General features: G+C 42.4%; 13 protein-coding genes and 4 tRNA genes. 12 read left to right on the top strand and 5 right to left on the bottom strand.

Going from position 1 to position 17247, the window contains the following annotated elements:
• Nucleotides 1–7 precede the first annotated feature (7 nt).
• Genes QSH61_RS04710 through lnt form a run of 4 tightly spaced genes read left to right on the top strand, consistent with a single transcriptional unit; the run spans nucleotide 8 to nucleotide 3960 of the window.
• A complete protein-coding gene (locus QSH61_RS04710; protein ID WP_039491934.1) occupies nucleotides 8–1042 on the top strand; it encodes a PhoH family protein in 1035 nt (344 codons plus the stop codon).
• A 3-nt stretch (nucleotides 1043–1045) separates the two neighbouring features.
• A complete protein-coding gene (gene ybeY / locus QSH61_RS04705; protein ID WP_102056250.1) occupies nucleotides 1046–1504 on the top strand; it encodes an rRNA maturation RNase YbeY in 459 nt (152 codons plus the stop codon).
• Between the two features lie 22 nt (nucleotides 1505–1526).
• Nucleotides 1527–2405, top strand: coding sequence for a CNNM family magnesium/cobalt transport protein CorC (gene corC, locus QSH61_RS04700; RefSeq protein WP_010607361.1), 879 nt, complete (start codon nucleotides 1527–1529; stop codon nucleotides 2403–2405).
• Entirely contained in the window at nucleotides 2383–3960 is a 1578-nt protein-coding gene (lnt, locus tag QSH61_RS04695) for an apolipoprotein N-acyltransferase (RefSeq protein ID WP_010607362.1), read from the top strand. Before corC ends, lnt begins: the two co-directional genes overlap by 23 nt.
• 382 nt (nucleotides 3961–4342) lie before the next feature.
• Here lnt and QSH61_RS04690 read toward each other — a convergent pair whose 3' ends face one another.
• On the bottom strand, nucleotides 4343–6499 hold the full coding sequence (locus QSH61_RS04690) for a tetratricopeptide repeat protein (RefSeq protein WP_227387374.1): 2157 nt from the start codon (nucleotides 6497–6499) through the stop codon (nucleotides 4343–4345).
• 101 nt (nucleotides 6500–6600) lie between these two features.
• On the opposite strand from QSH61_RS04690, the gene QSH61_RS04685 reads away from it, so the two are divergent.
• Entirely contained in the window at nucleotides 6601–7260 is a 660-nt protein-coding gene (locus tag QSH61_RS04685; protein ID WP_206471294.1) for a hypothetical protein, read from the top strand.
• Nucleotides 7261–7312: 52 nt separating this feature from the next.
• Here QSH61_RS04685 and QSH61_RS04680 read toward each other — a convergent pair whose 3' ends face one another.
• Both QSH61_RS04680 and QSH61_RS04675 read right to left on the bottom strand, forming a co-directional pair.
• A complete protein-coding gene (locus QSH61_RS04680; RefSeq protein WP_206471293.1) occupies nucleotides 7313–8041 on the bottom strand; it encodes an SIR2 family NAD-dependent protein deacylase in 729 nt (242 codons plus the stop codon).
• 29 nt (nucleotides 8042–8070) lie between these two features.
• Nucleotides 8071–8577, bottom strand: coding sequence for a winged helix-turn-helix domain-containing protein (locus QSH61_RS04675; RefSeq protein WP_206471292.1), 507 nt, complete (start codon nucleotides 8575–8577; stop codon nucleotides 8071–8073).
• 261 nt (nucleotides 8578–8838) lie between these two features.
• Between QSH61_RS04675 and QSH61_RS04670 the strand changes: the two genes are divergently transcribed.
• The gene (locus QSH61_RS04670; RefSeq protein WP_206471291.1) at nucleotides 8839–9210 is read left to right on the top strand and encodes a hypothetical protein; all 372 of its coding nucleotides are present in this window, start codon (nucleotides 8839–8841) and stop codon (nucleotides 9208–9210) included.
• A 137-nt stretch (nucleotides 9211–9347) separates the two neighbouring features.
• Nucleotides 9348–9941 (top strand): porin family protein, encoded by a 594-nt coding sequence (locus QSH61_RS04665; RefSeq protein WP_010607368.1) that lies wholly within the window; start codon nucleotides 9348–9350, stop codon nucleotides 9939–9941.
• A 55-nt stretch (nucleotides 9942–9996) separates the two neighbouring features.
• On the opposite strand, the gene uvrB is transcribed toward QSH61_RS04665, so the two are convergent.
• Nucleotides 9997–12000, bottom strand: coding sequence for an excinuclease ABC subunit UvrB (gene uvrB, locus QSH61_RS04660; protein ID WP_010607369.1), 2004 nt, complete (start codon nucleotides 11998–12000; stop codon nucleotides 9997–9999).
• Entirely contained in the window at nucleotides 12000–13376 is a 1377-nt protein-coding gene (locus QSH61_RS04655) for an MATE family efflux transporter (RefSeq protein WP_010607370.1), read from the bottom strand. Before QSH61_RS04655 ends, uvrB begins: the two co-directional genes overlap by 1 nt.
• Before the next feature lie 1261 nt (nucleotides 13377–14637).
• Here QSH61_RS04655 and QSH61_RS04650 point away from each other — a divergent pair.
• The 5 genes from QSH61_RS04650 (at nucleotide 14638) to QSH61_RS04630 (ending at nucleotide 17176) form a co-directional block, all read left to right on the top strand.
• Nucleotides 14638–14714 (top strand) — tRNA-Asn (locus QSH61_RS04650).
• Between the two features lie 19 nt (nucleotides 14715–14733).
• Nucleotides 14734–14810, top strand: a tRNA-Asn gene (locus QSH61_RS04645).
• Nucleotides 14811–14844: 34 nt separating this feature from the next.
• Nucleotides 14845–14921 (top strand) — tRNA-Asn (locus tag QSH61_RS04640).
• Between the two features lie 47 nt (nucleotides 14922–14968).
• Nucleotides 14969–15045 (top strand) — tRNA-Asn (locus QSH61_RS04635).
• Nucleotides 15046–15232: 187 nt separating this feature from the next.
• Entirely contained in the window at nucleotides 15233–17176 is a 1944-nt protein-coding gene (locus QSH61_RS04630; RefSeq protein WP_174170851.1) for an EAL domain-containing protein, read from the top strand.
• Nucleotides 17177–17247 lie beyond the last annotated feature (71 nt).

Below are 17247 nucleotides of genomic sequence, written 5' to 3'. Positions count from 1 at the left end.
AGACATTTTGAGTAATCAGATAAAGAATATAGAAATTTACTTAGAACCCGCAGATAACCACCGCCTTTCTTCACTTTGTGGTCCGTTCGACGAAAATCTAAAACAAATAGAACGTCGCCTTGGAGTTGAAATCGCGCACCGTGACAATTGGTTTAAAGTGACCGGACAAGCGGTAACGGCAAAAGCAACTGTGGATATTCTAAAATCTCTATATGTTGATACTCAGCCTGTGAAAGGAAAAATGACAGAAATCGAACCGGATCAGGTTCATCTGGCCATCACAGAAGCGAACGTACTTGAACAAGACGCCCCAACCGTATGGGACAAAGAAGTCTATATTAAGACTCGTCGCGGTGTGGTTAAGCCTCGTAACCCAAATCAGAGCCAATATGTCGCTAATATCTTAACTCACGATATTACCTTTGGTGTTGGTCCTGCGGGTACAGGTAAAACCTATCTTGCTGTTGCAGCAGCGGTTGATGCGCTAGAACGTCAAGAAATACGTCGCATCCTCCTCACTCGTCCAGCGGTTGAAGCTGGTGAAAAGCTGGGCTTCTTACCGGGTGATTTAACACAAAAAATCGACCCTTACCTTCGCCCTCTTTATGACGCCCTATTCGAGATGCTTGGTTTTGAAAAAGTTGAGCGCTTAATCGAAAAAAATGTCATTGAAGTTGCACCTTTGGCGTATATGCGCGGTCGAACACTCAATGACGCGTTTATTATCTTGGACGAGAGCCAAAATACCACGACTGAACAAATGAAGATGTTTCTTACGCGGATTGGCTTTAATTCAAAAGCGGTGATCACCGGTGATATCACCCAAATCGATTTACCTCGTGGTGCGCGCTCTGGACTTCGTCATGCGATAGAAGTACTCAATGATGTCGAAGAGATTTCATTTAACTTCTTTAAATCTCACGATGTAGTTAGACACCCTGTGGTTGCTCGTATCGTCGAAGCATACGAGAAGAAAGAAGAACAAGAGCGTCTCGCTAAAGCTGAAAAGCATCAAGCGAAACAGCAACCTTCTGAGGAATAAACCATGGACTTAATGCTAGATTTGCAATTGGTTTGTGAGTTTGAAAACTTACCATCCGAAGCACAATTTCAATTATGGGCAGAACATGCATTAACGCAATTTCGCGAAGAAGCAGAATTAACGATTCGCATCGCTGACGAGCACGAAAGCCAAGAGCTCAATAGCCAATACAGGGGCAAAGACAAGCCAACCAACGTATTGTCTTTCCCATTTGATGCACCACCGGGGATTGAGTTGCCACTTATTGGTGATTTAATTATCTGTCCCCAAGTGGTATACCAAGAATCCATAGAGCAAGAAAAGACCTTTCATGACCACTTCGCCCATATGGTTATCCATGGTTGCTTGCATTTACTTGGATTTGACCATATAAATGAACAAGACGCGGTAGAAATGGAAACAATAGAGAAGCAAATTCTCGCTTCTTTGAATATCGCAGATCCTTACAGAGACGATTGTTAAATTAACGGAGCAGACACAACTAATGAGCGACGATAACTCGCAAAGTAGTCAGGGTTCTTCTAGCAAGACCTGGCTGGGACGCATCACACAGATGCTGCAAGGGGAACCCCAAAATAAAGAAGAACTGGCTGAAGTCATCGCTGATGCGCAAGAGCGCCAGCTGATTGACCCAGAAACCAAAGACATGATGGAAGGTGTACTCAGCGTTTCAGAGCTGAAAGTACGTGACATCATGATCCCACGTTCGCAAATGATTACACTTGATGTAGATGAGCCGCTCAGTGCTCAACTCCCTATGATGGTAGAATCTTCACACTCGCGTTTTCCTGTGATTTGTGAAGACAAAGACCACGTAGAAGGCATCTTACTTGCCAAAGATCTCTTACCTTTGATTTTGCGCGAAGAGCGCGATTTGCCAAGTATCCGCGAATATCTTCGTCCCGCTGTGGTCGTGCCTGAAAGTAAGCGTGTCGATACCCTGCTCAACGAATTCCGTCAAAAACGTTACCATATGGCTATCGTGATTGATGAATACGGCGGTGTATCTGGACTGGTTACTATCGAAGATATTCTCGAAACCATTGTTGGTGAAATCGAAGATGAACATGATGACGACGAAGAACAACAAGATATTCGTCAGCTGTCTAAACATGTTTATACCGTGCAAGCACTCACGCCCTTGGATGAATTTAACGAATTTTTCAAAACCAACTACGACACCCAAGAAGCCGATACCATTGGCGGTATTATTCTTCATGCATTTGGCCATATGCCAAGCCGTGGTGAAACCATAGACATAGATCCCCTTCAGTTTAAGGTAACTAACTCCGATAACCGGAGGATCTTACAAATTCAAGTAAGTGTACCTAAATCTGAACATGTTGAAGACTCTAGTATCTAACCTGAGTAACCTCGCAAAAGATAAGTTTGCATGGCTGGCACTCATTTCTGGCTGTGCACTTACTTTTGCTTATTCCCCTTTTGGTTTTTGGCCCATCGCGTTTGTCAGCTTGATTATAGCGACTTGGCTTACCGATAAACCCAGTCCAAAGCTCGCGGCTAAATATGGCTTTTTATTTGGCTTTGGCTGGTTTGCCCTTGGCATAAGCTGGGTGCATGTCTCTATCGCTGAATTTGGTGGTTTACCCTTACCTGTCTCAGTGCTGTTGATGGCATTACTATGTGCTTATCTTGCCATCTACCCAACATTGGCATTTGCTTTTGCCAGCTACTTTACTCGCACACCTTGGCAACGGGTGCTGGCACTTGTTGCGGGTTTTGCCATTACCGAGTGGCTGCGAGGCCATATGCTCACGGGCTTCCCTTGGCTTAGCTTCGGTTACACATTAACTGACTCGCCATTGGGCAGTTTAGCCCCTTGGATCGGTGAATTTGGCTTAACATTGTTAGTTATTTTAGCGACAACAAGCCTTTACTATCTACTTAAACAACGTGCGATTTATCTCACCATAGTCAGCTTTGCTGGCATTGCCGGTCTATACAGTGTGCCAATCATTCAAGGTCCACTGAAATACTCGGGTGATGAAATTACCACCTTACTTGTACAAGGTAATATCAAACAGAGTCTGCGCTGGGAGCCTGAACAGTTTTGGCCTACCATGTCTAAATATCGAGATATGACCAGACCTAACTGGCAAGGCGTTGATTTAGTGGTGTGGCCAGAAGCGGCTATTCCAGAATTTGAAGATATCGCCTACCCATTTTTAGAAGGGCTGGACAAAGCCGCCGCGTTTAATGGCACGGCGCTAATAACGGGTATTCCCGATTATCAGTTTGATACCAGAACCGCGTACAACACGCTGATCACGCTTGGTAAAAAAGAAAAAGAAGATAGCGAAGGGCAATATCACTATCTGCACAAAAACCGCTACCAGAAGCACCAATTGTTGCCTATTGGTGAGTTTGTGCCGTTCGAAGACCTATTGCGTCCTATTGCGCCTCTTTTTAACTTAGCGATGTCGTCATTTACTCGAGGTGATGCGGTACAACCAAACCTACTTGCAAATGGCTTGCATGTGTTACCCGCTATTTGCTACGAAATCGCGTTTAGCGAGCTTGTCAGAGGTAACTTTACCTCTGAGTCAGATATTCTTTTTACTGTGAGCAACGACGCTTGGTTTGGAGATTCCCACGGCCCGCATCAACATATGCAGATCGCTCGCATGCGTGCCTTAGAATTACAGCGCCCATTAATTCGAGTAACGAATAATGGTATCACTGGTGTTTACGATCCACTTAGCAAAGTTCAGCATGCCATTCCACAATTCGAAGCCAATATACTGAAAAGTGATGTAAAACTCATTAGTGGAGTGAGCTGGTATGCAGAGCATGGTAATCGCCCCATCTGGTTTATTGTCGCTTTTATTTTGCTGATACTCACCGCCGCAAAGGCAAAGTCCATAGTGCTTAAGCGATTTGAACGCAACTTTTTGTAGTTGCGGTGTTGTACCTGTCGCGATGTAAAATCGCCCCTACACGTAATATATAACCTCTGGTGGGAGCCGCTTTACGCGGCGATATCTAATGCCATATCGCGATGTGAAATCACTCCTACACACAATATATAACTCTGGTAGGAGCCGCTTTACGCGGCGATATCTAATGCCATATCGTGATGTAAAATCGCTCCTACATGCAATATATAACTCTGGCTAGAGCCACTTTACGCGGCGATTTTTTACCATATCGCGATGTAAAATCGCTCCTACATGCAATATATAACTCTGGCCAGAGCCGCTTTACGCGGCGAGCTTTTGCTATATCACAATGTGAAATCGCACTGAATATATTACCTCAGCTAAAAGCAGGTTTGTGTTATTACTCACAAGGTATAATAACACTCACTTTCAACCCACCTAATTCGCTATGCGCGACGGCAATGCTGCCACCATGCAATTCAACCAGTTTTTGACAAATAGATAAACCTAAGCCGGAGCCACCAAGATCTCGGCTACGTGATTTATCACAGCGGAACAAACGTTCAAACAATCTCCCTAAAGCTTCATCACCCACACCTGGGCTTGAATCTTCAATAACACATTGGATTTGCTGGCTTTGATAGCTAATATCCACACAGACTTCTCCCGGCTTGTCAGTATAATTCACACTATTACGAGCCAAGTTATTAAATACCTGAGCGAACCTAGTTACGTCAATGTCGATTTCCAGCTCATCAGGTAGTTCAATATGGGCATTAAACTCAAGCCCTTCATCCGTCACAAAGTCATCAATATCTTCAACAAGACCAATAAAGGCTTGTTTGGCATTGACGCGCTCTAACGCCAAGTTAAGGCTGCCGGTATCTGCCTGCGCGAGTTCGTAGATATCTTTAATTAATGTGTTAAGAGTATCAAGACGGCGGTTAAGCACTTTGTAGCTCTGCTGGGGATTTTCCACCAAATTATGTTCAAGAGATTCAATATGTAGCTTAAGTACGGTAAGTGGTGTTCTTAATTCATGAGAAATATCTGCAAGTAGTTGCTGCTTTAAGTCCAAGGTTTTGTTGAGAAGCTGCTTCTCGAGTTCCAGTGAGCGACGTTTGTTTCTCGCAAGTAGTAAAAATGCGCTCAGTAGAACGACCAAAACTCCCACCACTGCTGCCGTTACTATTTGTTCTACGCGCTGTTCGGCCAGCTCTACATCACGCTGTGTTTTTAGACTTTGTAGCTCATATTGATTTTTCTGGTACTCGGTATCCATCTGATAGGCCAAGGCTTTTTGACTGGCTTCTTTTTTAAGCTGAGAAACCTTAGATTCCGCATATTGTAAGTGATAATTAAGCGCAGACTCAAAATCACCTTTCGCGCTGTAGGCGTCCTTTAACACTCGTAATGCGGTTTCCTTGAGGCCAAGATAAACCTCATCTTGAGCAATAATTTGCTCCATACTTTGAATAAAAAAATCAGCTCGTTCAGGTAAAACAATTTGCGCATAGGTAGTCATCGTCTCTTGATAAAGCACTTTACTTTGTACCGGATCAATTAACTCAAGCGCCTGTTCAACATACTCTTTAGCCTTAGCTTTTTCATTTGCTTTTAATTTAACTTCAGCCAAATTGCTCAGCGCCCAGCCCTGATTTCTGGTATGGTCATTCTCCTCGAAAATCGTAAATGCTTTTTCAAATGACGCTTGTGCATTGTCATATTGGCTGAGTTTCATTTGTTCACGACCAATGCGGATCAACGTGTAAGCTGAATAAACGACATTGCCCGCTTTAATGTCATAGTCATATGCGGTTTGATAAGCTTCAAGCGACTTTGCATGGTCGCCAATCACTTGATGCGCACCACCTAGGTTATAGTAAACTTGTCCAAGTAAAACCGTATTTTCCTGTTTTTGGCTTTTTAGTACCGCTATCGATTGCTGCAGTAATTCAAGTGCCTTGTCCGGTAATGAAAGATCCGAGTAAACATCTGCTAACTGAGTGATCGCAGACACTTGCAAATCTGGGAGTTCATACTTCTTTGCCACTTCAATTGAGAGTTCGTAACTCTCTATCGAGTCTTTATAACTGCCATTGCTTTTGTAAGCAGCAGCCCGAAAGCGATAAGCGTGGCTTAACAATCGATGCATATCAAGCGCCGATAGCTGAGACACGGCTAGGTTTAAATAACTAATCGCGTCGCTAAATCTCCCCTCTTTGAGCATGAGGTCACCATACGTTAAAGAGTATTTAGCTTCATATTCGGGTAAATGATGCGAGAGTAATACCTGTTTAAAGCGCTCCGCCCATTTATATGCTTCTTCGAGCTGGAAACCGTTTTTTAATGCAACCGTGGTCTTATGGTGAACGTCTGCAATTTCTTCCGGCGTTAAGCCTGACTCTAATACTTGGTCGACTTTTTGAAGCGCGCTATCACGTGTTTCTTGTTGCTGAATTTCTTTTATAAAAGCATCATATAAACGCTCATTAGCGTGAACTAGTGGGCTTAGTAGTAGGCAACAAGTAAGCAGGATTATCTTAAAGTGCAACACGTTATCGTCTCTTTTTTATTATCATTATAAATTGAGCAAAACAGCAGGCGAATAGGCTATCATATTGCGTGAGCATTAAATAATAAATTGTGGTTCTATGTATGTCGAATAATTGTCTAACTCAGTTTTTGTTAGCGTTAAAAAGCGCGGATATAGAAAAAATAAAAGCCGTGTATGCACAGGTGACCAAAGACGAGCAGATTGAGGTCCTCAAGTTTCTTTTTCAAAGTGCGCAGAGTAACACTGTACTCTATGGCCACTATCAAGATATAGCGAGTGTTTGCTTACAAGCAGCACGCTTTCCAGAGGCGATGATAGCTGCGATTAACTCCTTGGAGAAGTTTGCCTTTTTTTCAACACCATTGATCCAAGCTGAGCAAATCAATAACCTTAACCCGCAAGGAAATAACATACTACATATCCTTTTATCGCAAATGTCCGCGAAAGATAACTGTCTAAATTACCTTAGAACCTTATTGCACTTTGAAAGCAAAGAGCTACTTCAAAATGCGCTGAGTCAAAGAAATGCAAAAAAGTTAACACCTCTAGAATGCTACTTAGCTTTTAATAGCCATACTGCGCCACTGAGCATTCAAGAATTAAGTGCGTTACTTGGCTTGATGGAAATCGAAAGGCGACATATAAGCGCAGTGGAACCCCACAACGCTAAAGTGATTGAATCACACCTCCAACAACAACACCGGCTCAGTGAATATAAACAATTTCTGCTAGCCACTTACTATCAAAGCAATGCAGGCTAACTTTCCTCAGGCTTTAAATTAAGAGGCAGGCAAACTTTCCTCAGGCTTTAAATTAAGAGGCAGGCAAACTGGCGATGTATTCACTTGCTGTCATGCGGTGATAGGTGACTTGTTTGTAAAGTAAGTGCGCAGGGTTTGGGTCAACCACTTCAATTGGAATTGCTTTGTGCCTTGCTATTTCCAAGGCCATTTGAGTGATATTGACACTAAAGGAAGTGCCCATAAAAATGATTCTATCCGCAGCATACATTCGTGACTGTGCTTCGCTAATACGATACAGATCGGTGTAGTATTCGTCGAATAACAATACATAGGGTTTAAGTGACACGCCTTTTTCTGGGCCTTGTCGCGCGATCTTGAAAAGTGCTAACAACGACTCGGCCAATCGACTTTCGTCTACCTCATCCCAAGGGGCAGTAAAACACGCTGTAGGCTCACCTTGGGTATGAAAGGGAGTCACCTGATCAACGCGTCCATGGATCGCAATAAAATGATTATTTCCCGCTTTACCATCTAAACCGTCGATATTTTGCGTGATCACATTTTTATCACTAAGCCATTGATGAACCAGATTGGGGCCGTGATTACGGTAAGCCACAAAACGATGGTAGTACCATTTTAAGAATTCCGCCGGTTGCGATTTATACATTGCTCGCGTTGCCATTTCTTGAGGAGTGTAATTAGCCGAACCTATCGTCCAAAAACCATCATCTCCTCGAAAAGTCGGAATACCACTTTCGGCACTCACCCCAGCACCTGTGATATACAACGTTTGCAACATGACACAACCTCAACTCAAGTAAATTTGACTCACGATAACGTAAAGTAGATACCCAAGGCTAGCAACACAAGTGCACCCGCAAGCCCAAACATAGGCAGTTTGCTACCAATAGATTCTGGTCTTTCGAACACTTCAGAAGGTGATTCAGTCACTACTGTTTCTTCTTCCACCGTTTTTACATCCGGTTTAGTCGACTCATGGGGAGTAGTCTGACGTGAAGCCTGAGCTTCCGCAGTCCCTTCAAAGGCCGTACAAGGGATCTGCCATTGATACCCTTTTCGTGAAAAGGTTTTGATGGCATCATCACCAAACAAAGCACGTAAATGGCCAATATTTTGAAATACGACCTGATCGGTTACTTTTCTATCTGGCCATACCTTCTCTAAGATGTCTTCTTTACTGTGGATGGTTTGAGGAGCAGATAAAAATAGCTCCAATATCTGAGCAGGTTTTTGTTTTAAATTGAGCTTTCTGTCGTCTTTATAAAGCTTCAGTTCTTTGCTATCAAACAAAAAATCCTTAAAAGCGAATTTCATTTCCCTAGTTCCCAACTTGGTCTTAATTACTGTAATAGTTATTGTTTTATTCGAATTTACTACAACTTAACATTGCATTTATAACGAAACATGCCGCGAAAATATAGGGCAATGTTACATCGGTTTACAAACTATTGATAAAATCGGCTTTAGTATAGAGCGATCACTCAGAAAATCACTACCTAATCCTTAGAATAATTCGAATAGACTCAAAACCTAAGCATATATAAACTACATTTTCTGTAATTGTTAGGCTGACTCATGTTACTTGCTTTTATCTACTCCATCGTGTTGATAAAAACCTCATTACTCGGGCTGGGACTTGTCAGTATTGTGCTCTCAACAGTCTTTATTCTCGCGCTACATCTCAATATACCCACCCTCTCAACCAATGCAAAAAGCGAATTTATTAAATCCTTTAAGTTTGTGACCTTCTCGCACCTGCTCGGTTACTTGTTGTTATTGGGTAAACTTTTGTTTATTGATGGCTGGCAAGACGTACCTATGTTCATTGCAAGTCACTTGATCATGCATCACATATGGAGTGGGCTTATTGCTGCGATTTTGACATTGACAACCATACTAAAATACCAAACGCTCATTGCAAAATCTACGGCAGCTAAAAGTACTTAGCAAGTGCAACTATTTATATTTGTAAAATAAAGAGAACCAAACTAGACGCCTTCTTACACTTTATGACAGCCCCCCAACAGACCTTGACACGTACCCTATTTATACTGTCCTCAAGTTAACCACAACGGACATTGATTATGAAAATTAAAGCGCTTTTATCTCTTGCATTACTCACAACAAGTTTATCGTCTTTTGCAGAACAAAATAACGAGACGCATCGCGTTGGTTTAGACATCTCTGGCGGCGGCGCTTCTTATAAAAGCTCAAGCAAAGATGGTGATGGTGTAGGCCAAGCATACCTGTATTACAACTATCACTTTACGCCAATTTTGGCGCTTGAATTAGGTTATAACAGCGGTGAAGACTTAGATGATTGGAAGTGTGAGGACGAAAATGATCGCAAGTTTACCTGTACGCAAAACAACAAAACTTTGTTTGGCCTTGGCGCTAACAATTTAGAATTTGATAACTTTGTTGTTGCCGCAAAAGGCTACTATCAAATTTCTGACAACAGCTATTTTTACGGCAAATTAGGTGCGAACTACTACGATTACGAAATCACTCGTGGCCGCACTAAATTAGTTACCGACGATGGCATCGGTTTTGTCGCTGAAGCGGGTTGGCAATATGACTGGGATAACGGCATGGCAGTTAACCTTGGCTATAAGTACCTTGATATGGGTGACTTGGATACATCGAGCCTATCTCTGGGTGTCAGCTACCGCTTCTAATACCCAACCAATAAAAAAGCATGTGAGTCTCACATGCTTTTTTATTCTTTAAAACCTAGGCTTTAATCAAACGCTTTTGTAGGATTTGAACTTGATCGCGCGCTTGAGCTGCTTTTTCAAACTCAAGCTCTTTAGCAAACTTCATCATTTGTGCTTCGAGTCGGTCTATTTCTTTAGCGATCTCTTTCGCATCCATTGCAGGCATACCTGGTTTAAATTTGGCATCGATATCAACCACTTTGTCATCAGCCACTTCCTCACCGAGATCCATCACATCCGTGATCTTCTTATTGAGTGCCGTTGGGGTAATGCCATTGGCCTCATTGTATGCCTCTTGCTTTTCTCTACGTCTTTGCGTTTCATCTATAGCTTGGCGCATCGAGTTGGTCACCCTATCACCATATAAAATCGCTTTACCATGTAAGTGACGTGCCGCGCGGCCAATTGTCTGAATAAGAGAGCGCGTCGAGCGTAAAAAGCCTTCTTTATCTGCATCAAGTATGGCAACCAAAGAAACCTCAGGCATATCCAAGCCCTCTCGTAACAAGTTAATGCCAACGAGTACATCAAAGACACCTTTGCGCAGGTCTCTAATGATCTCCATACGTTCAACGGTATCGATGTCAGAGTGTAAGTAACGTACCTTAACATTATGATCGTTAAGATAATCGGTCAGATCTTCTGACATGCGTTTTGTTAGCGTAGTAACCAGTACACGCTCATTCACTTCCACCCGTTTGTAGATCTCAGAGAGCAAATCGTCAACTTGAGTTGCAACTGGACGCACTTCTACTTCTGGATCTAATAGCCCTGTTGGACGGATCACTTGCTCGGCAACATCACCCGCAGATTTGTTCAATTCATAATCACCAGGAGTCGCCGAAACATAAATAGTTTGCGGCGAAATCGCTTCGAACTCTTCAAACTTTAGTGGCCTATTATCTAGCGCAGACGGTAATCTAAAACCATATTCAACCAAGTTTTCTTTACGACTGCGATCGCCTTTGTACATCGCACCAACCTGCGAAACAGTAACGTGAGACTCGTCGATGATCATAAGCGCATCATCCGGCAAATAATCTAACAAAGTTGGTGGTGGCTCGCCTGGTGCACGTCCCGATAAATATCGGCTGTAATTCTCAATACCAGAGCAATAGCCAAGCTCGGTCATCATTTCAATGTCGTACTGTGTACGTTGAGCAATGCGCTGCTCTTCGACTAGGCGATTTTTATCCAATAATTGAGTACGGCGGTCTTTTAATTCCACCTTGATACGCTCAATGGCATCAAGGATCTTTTCTCTTGGCGTCACATAGTGGGTTTTTGGATAGATAGTTGCGCGAACTAGGTGTTTCTCAACGGCACCAGTCAGGGGATCAAACAAACTGATCCGCTCTATCTCATCGTCAAACATCTCAACCCGTACCGCAATGGTTTCCGATTCGGCAGGAAAAATATCAATAACTTCACCGCGAACTCGATAGGTACCACGGCTAAAATCCATGTCATTACGCGTGTATTGTAGTTCTGCCAAACGCCTTAACATGTCGCGCTGATCGATAGTTTCACCGACTTTCAGCAACAGCATCATCTTCATATAAGAGTCGGGATCGCCAAGGCCGTAAATCGCTGAAACGGAGGCGACGATGATAGTGTCTCTGCGCTCAAGCAAAGCTTTGGTCGCAGATAAACGCATTTGCTCAATGTGATCATTGATAGACGCGTCTTTCTCAATGAAAGTGTCGCTGGCAACGACATAGGCTTCGGGTTGATAATAGTCATAATAAGAGACGAAATACTCAACCGCATTATGAGGGAAAAACTCTTTCATTTCGCCGTACAATTGCGCCGCTAGTGTTTTGTTATGCGCCATAATGATTGTAGGACGGTTAAGATTATTAATGATGTTGGCCATGGTAAAGGTTTTACCTGTCCCCGTAGCCCCCAGCAAGGTTTGATGTGCAAGGCCCGATTCTAAACCATCACACAGCTGAGCAATCGCTGTTGGTTGATCTCCGTTTGGCTGAAACTCAGAAACTAGCTGAAACTTATCTTCCATTACGCCTCCTTTTGAACCTCGCTTGCTGCAATTTCATTAATTACTTTCTTAAACCAATTGTAGGCTATGGCTGCGGTAAATAAATTCCCCAAAGCAGCGCCTGCAAATAGCCCTGGTAATCCTGCCAACTGTGAGCCTATATAAGCAATAGGTACATAAAATATGAACAACCGGATCACACTTAGAATGAGCGCATTCATCGGTTTATGCAACGCATTAAATGACGAATTGGTTAATATGATCACGCCTTGAAGGCCGTATCCTAGCGGCATGATATAAATAAATAACTGTATGGTTTCAACGACAGCAGGTTCATTACCAAAAGTATGACTGATGTAGTAAGCGCTCAATACCAGTAATAGATAGACCGCAAATTGAAAAGCAAGCACAAATTTAAGTGTTTGGGTATAGGCATCAGACACACGCTGGTATTGTTTTGCACCAAAGTTCTGACTTACAAAAGGAGGCAAAGTCATAGAAAGCGCCAAAACCACGAGACTTGCGATAGACTCGATACGACTCCCAACGCCAAATGCGGCCACAGCTTCTGGTCCATAACTGGCAATAAGTGCGGTCATTACCGCCATTGCCAACGGCGTCAGCATATTTGCGCCAGCTGCAGGCAGGCCGATGGTGAGAATTTTTTTTGCCGCATTTGTGAAGCTGGTGTATTTTGCAGACAGTGAGATAAGACGTTTTTTAACTATCAGCAAATATAAAATAATAGTTACCCCAAGACTCCAAGATAACACACTGGCCACTGCAGCCCCTTTTACACCCATTGCATCAATTGGCCCAAATCCGAAGATTAATATCGGGTCCAGCACCGCATTTACTAATCCCCCGAGTCCCATGACTAAACTTGGCGTTTTGGTATCACCACTGGCACGCAGCACTGAATTACCAATCATCGGCGTTATCAATAAAATCGAGCCAATGAACCACACGGACATATAGTCGTGTATAAATGGCATAACCGCTTCACCTGCCCCGAGGAGAATAAAGATCTCATCGACAAAAATAAAACCAAGAATAGAAAGCAGCGAAACAAAAATGGCAGAGATAATAATAGCCACTGCGGCATCAAACTTAGCTTCGTCGAGCAAATTGCTACCCAAAGCCTTCGCGATAACGGCGGATGTGCCAATACCTAGCCCGATGGCTAAGCTAATTACAGTAAAGGTAACTGGAAAGGTGAAGCTGATTGCTGCGAGCGGCTCGGTGCCAAGCATACTAATAAAGAAAGTATCAACGAGATTAAACATCATCAGCGTGATCATCCCGAATATCATGGGGATCGTCATTCGCTTTAAAGTCGCCCCAATATCACCAAAAAGGATATCGTTGCCATTGGAATTTGACTTAGCTTGAGTCATAACAACCTATTTCTGATACTTTAAGCGGCTCATTGTATGCTATTCAAGATGTTGACGCTATGCGGGAAACGTTAAGAGTCGTTATAAAGTCTAAATTAGCAACAGTTACCTATAAAAAGCTTGTGTTACGTCACAGGATTAAGGTTTAGTGTTGAAAATAACGATTCAGTAAGTTTTGACAAAAAAGTTACAACCTCGCTTGCAAAGTAGCATGTTTTTTGCACAACCAAAAAGGTAAAAAGTTCATAAAAGCTTCACACTGAGCAACAAATAAACAAAAATAACCAATCAAATATAACCTATTGATATTTTTGAAATTAAATATTTATCGAATTTTACTTGAAACGGCTGCAGCGCCCTAATTTCATAGTCTTGCAATACTTCTCAAATAATAATAAACAATGTTATCCACAGATTCCGTGGATAAGTCGCTCCAAGCCAATAGAATAAAGGTTTTCAGCTTGGAGTAATTTTGATCAACGGCGAGTTTAGTGTGATCATTCTTAAAACAACAACTGGATCAATTTAGATCTCTAGGCTAACCTTGCTTCTGGAAGTAAAAAGCATCTAGCTACTAAAAATAACGAGGATCACATATACAACTGTTTTAATTGAATTTTTTATTAATTTATTGATTCTCACTTTGACGATAGTAACTACTTACTGTTTGCTACACCGCGTTTAAATAGAGATTATCAATATCACACTATTCACCCTCATTGATCTCATTCACGTGACAATTGCAATGATTTAAAGATCTCAAGAAAACATCATAAAATGAGCAGTTAGGGATATAATTCAAACAAAACGTTCAAAAAATACATTAAACAGAATATATCACTGTATAGATAAACAGTAAATACTGTATATGTTAATTTTATTCGACATCCCCCTGCATGATGATTTAGGAATTTTATACAACAGCTTCTATTTCATATTTTGCAGCTCTTCATGATATGAGGTTTTTGAAACCGAAACTCGCTAAGAGTCATTATATTAACGATGATAAATTACTTATCACTCAACTTTTGCTTAGATTACTAGGCGGCAAGTCGAGCGCCGCGCTCAAAACCCACTCTGGGGAACAAAAATCAAACAGCAAAGGTCAACAGGACCTATATCAATAATACTAAACAAGCTAAAAAGCCAACAAATAGCGCATTAATTCATCGCTTAGTAGAGTTTTTTACGTTTCTGTGATTTTAGTGGTTGACACCTTGCAATGTCGTCATTAATATTTCGCCCCGTTGAGAGATACGCTTCCCCCTTAGCTCAGTTGGTTAGAGCGACGGACTGTTAATCCGCAGGTCCCCCGTTCGAGTCGGGGAGGGGGAGCCAAATTCTCACACTTGACTATTCCCCCTTAGCTCAGTTGGTTAGAGCGACGGACTGTTAATCCGCAGGTCCCCCGTTCGAGTCGGGGAGGGGGAGCCACTCCTTCACCGGAAAGTCAACATCTTATTGTAGTTCCCCCTTAGCTCAGTTGGTTAGAGCGACGGACTGTTAATCCGCAGGTCCCCCGTTCGAGTCGGGGAGGGGGAGCCAATCAATAAGATAGTGCTCAAAAGAGCATTCCTAAAGTTCCAAATTGTTCCCCCTTAGCTCAGTTGGTTAGAGCGACGGACTGTTAATCCGCAGGTCCCCCGTTCGAGTCGGGGAGGGGGAGCCAATTCCACGAAAGCATTAGACTTTTTCCAGCATTTACACTACTCTACAAGCAATATTCTCACTGCATTTGCCCGAATAACAACCTTCTCTGCAATTTATCGACCAGACAAAAATCAAACCGATGAATTTGATAAAGAAATTGGCAATGCACCCGATACTATGGAATAACTCTCTTTAAGAAGCGTACTATGGCTGGTTTTAAAAAACTTATCGTACTCCAAGTCACCTCTTGGCTATTATTCTCCTTGATTGGTAGCTTTTTTTTCGCAACAAGTTTTGACTCTGCAATCAACAAAGCACAACAAAGTGCCCATACCATGGTGACAGAGTATATAAAGGATAAGAAACTCACTGAAGTTACTCCTGAACATATCCGTCAGGCCTTAAATAGCGGGGATGTTTTCTCAACTTTTATCGTACGAGACTTTGACGGCCAAACTGTTTTGCAAGTCAACACACCAAGCAACCTCCCCTTTATCGCCGAACTCATAGAATCAAATATCAATGCTATTCGCCCCCAATTTGCTGTTAACGATACCAAAGACATCAAAATTGAATTCTTGATCAATGCACAAAGTCAGGCGCAATTACTACAACAAGCCCTACTGCTACTTATCGTTATTTCAGCGTTAGTTGCCTTTATTCCTGTTTTCTTTATGCAAGGCGTCTATAAAAAGCTTAATCGCAACGTTAGTATGACAGTGGCCAATGCTGTAGATTCTTACATCACGCAAAACCAAGTTACCGACAATATTGAGTTCGATTTTAATGATGGCAAAGTGGCGGAACTCGGGCATGATTTAGTCCCCTCTTTTAAACGATTAGCTAGCTTTTTAAAGTCAAAGCAAGAAGACATTAAAAATGCCGCTCACACTATCAAGCAAGAAGCGTATAAAGATGTAGTCACCGATCTTGGCAACCGCAATATGTTCGTTGAACATTACGAGCAGTATATCGAGTCATCAGCTAAAAAGGCATTTGGCTCGTTGGCGATGATCCGCTGTTCTGAATTGCAGGTCATTAACCAAACTCGTGGTTATCAAAAAGGTGATGAATACATTAAGTCGGTATCGGATATCATCAAACACGTCACCGGTACTTATGCCGGCAGCCAGGTGTTCCGTTTAAATAGTTCCGATTTTGCAGTGATCTTACCCAATGTGCCAAGTAAAGAAGCGGAAGAGTTTGGTGAAACACTGCAAGCACGTTTTACTCAGTTCCAGCAAAACCAAGAACTATCATCGGTTGCAAACACTGGGATTGTACCTTACGAAAACGGTAAACCACTTGGAGAGCTACTCTCGGTTGTTGATAATGCCATGAGTATGGCACAAAGCAAGCAAGCCAATGCTTGGCATATTCAGCGTGAATCTGACCTAGTGAATAACGTTAGTGCTGGATTTGGCAACCAAAACTGGCGTCGCGTGATCCGCGATGTGATCAACAGCAAACGTGTTAGCTTGATGATGCAAAATATCATGCCAATTGGTAAAAATTCTAAGGCCTATGCTGAGATCCAGTCTCGCTTCAAAACTGAAGAAGGACAGATGCTACCAACGGCTTCTTTCCTTGCCATGGCGGAAAAGCTGGAAATGGCCATCGAGATTGATCAGCTGATCATCGACACCTCGCTAGAACTTATCAAAACGCGTAACTTTAATGAAAAGTATTTTGGGATCAATGTCACCGCATCGAGCGCTCATAACGATCAATTTGTGATCTGGTTAGAGCGTCGTTTGTTAAAAGAAACCAATCTCGCCTCTAAACTGGTATTTGAAGTTAGCGAGTTTGGCTTACAGCAAAATATTAAAGCCAGTAAGCGCTTTATTGATATGGTGCATCGTGCCGGCGCTCGTATCACCGTTGAGCGTTTTGGTGTGGGTTTAACGTCGTTTAAGTTTTTTAGAGACTTAAAGCCTGACTATATCAAAATGGATGCAAGCTATACTCGTGGTCTTGAAGAAGACAAGAATAATCAATATTTTATGCGTTTAATGGTTGACCTTGCGCACCGTATCGGTGTCAACGTATTTGCCGAAGGTATCGAGAGCCAAGAAGAGAAACATATAGTCGAAACGCTTTGTTTGGACGGTGTACAAGGCTATTACATCGAAAAACCAAAAGAAATCTAAGTAACCTGAGCTTGGATAATTCTCCCCTTATCCAAGTTTAACGAAAGTTCCAAGGGCAACGTATTTGCCCT

Source organism: Pseudoalteromonas sp. JC3, from assembly GCF_030291895.1.
Lineage (GTDB): Bacteria > Pseudomonadota > Gammaproteobacteria > Enterobacterales > Alteromonadaceae > Pseudoalteromonas.
This window is presented reverse-complemented; position numbering and strand designations above follow the sequence as displayed.

Coding starts and splice junctions, on each gene's coding strand:
- QSH61_RS04670 (WP_206471291.1), top strand. CDS start 8,839: ATGTTACTTGCTTTTATCTACTCCATCGTGTTGATAAAAACCTCATTA.
- QSH61_RS04685 (WP_206471294.1), top strand. CDS start 6,601: ATGTCGAATAATTGTCTAACTCAGTTTTTGTTAGCGTTAAAAAGCGCG.
- QSH61_RS04630 (WP_174170851.1), top strand. CDS start 15,233: ATGGCTGGTTTTAAAAAACTTATCGTACTCCAAGTCACCTCTTGGCTA.
- QSH61_RS04680 (WP_206471293.1), bottom strand. CDS start 8,041: ATGTTGCAAACGTTGTATATCACAGGTGCTGGGGTGAGTGCCGAAAGT.
- ybeY (WP_102056250.1), top strand. CDS start 1,046: ATGGACTTAATGCTAGATTTGCAATTGGTTTGTGAGTTTGAAAACTTA.
- QSH61_RS04675 (WP_206471292.1), bottom strand. CDS start 8,577: ATGAAATTCGCTTTTAAGGATTTTTTGTTTGATAGCAAAGAACTGAAG.
- QSH61_RS04655 (WP_010607370.1), bottom strand. CDS start 13,376: ATGACTCAAGCTAAGTCAAATTCCAATGGCAACGATATCCTTTTTGGT.
- corC (WP_010607361.1), top strand. CDS start 1,527: ATGAGCGACGATAACTCGCAAAGTAGTCAGGGTTCTTCTAGCAAGACC.
- QSH61_RS04665 (WP_010607368.1), top strand. CDS start 9,348: ATGAAAATTAAAGCGCTTTTATCTCTTGCATTACTCACAACAAGTTTA.
- lnt (WP_010607362.1), top strand. CDS start 2,383: ATGTTGAAGACTCTAGTATCTAACCTGAGTAACCTCGCAAAAGATAAG.
- uvrB (WP_010607369.1), bottom strand. CDS start 12,000: ATGGAAGATAAGTTTCAGCTAGTTTCTGAGTTTCAGCCAAACGGAGAT.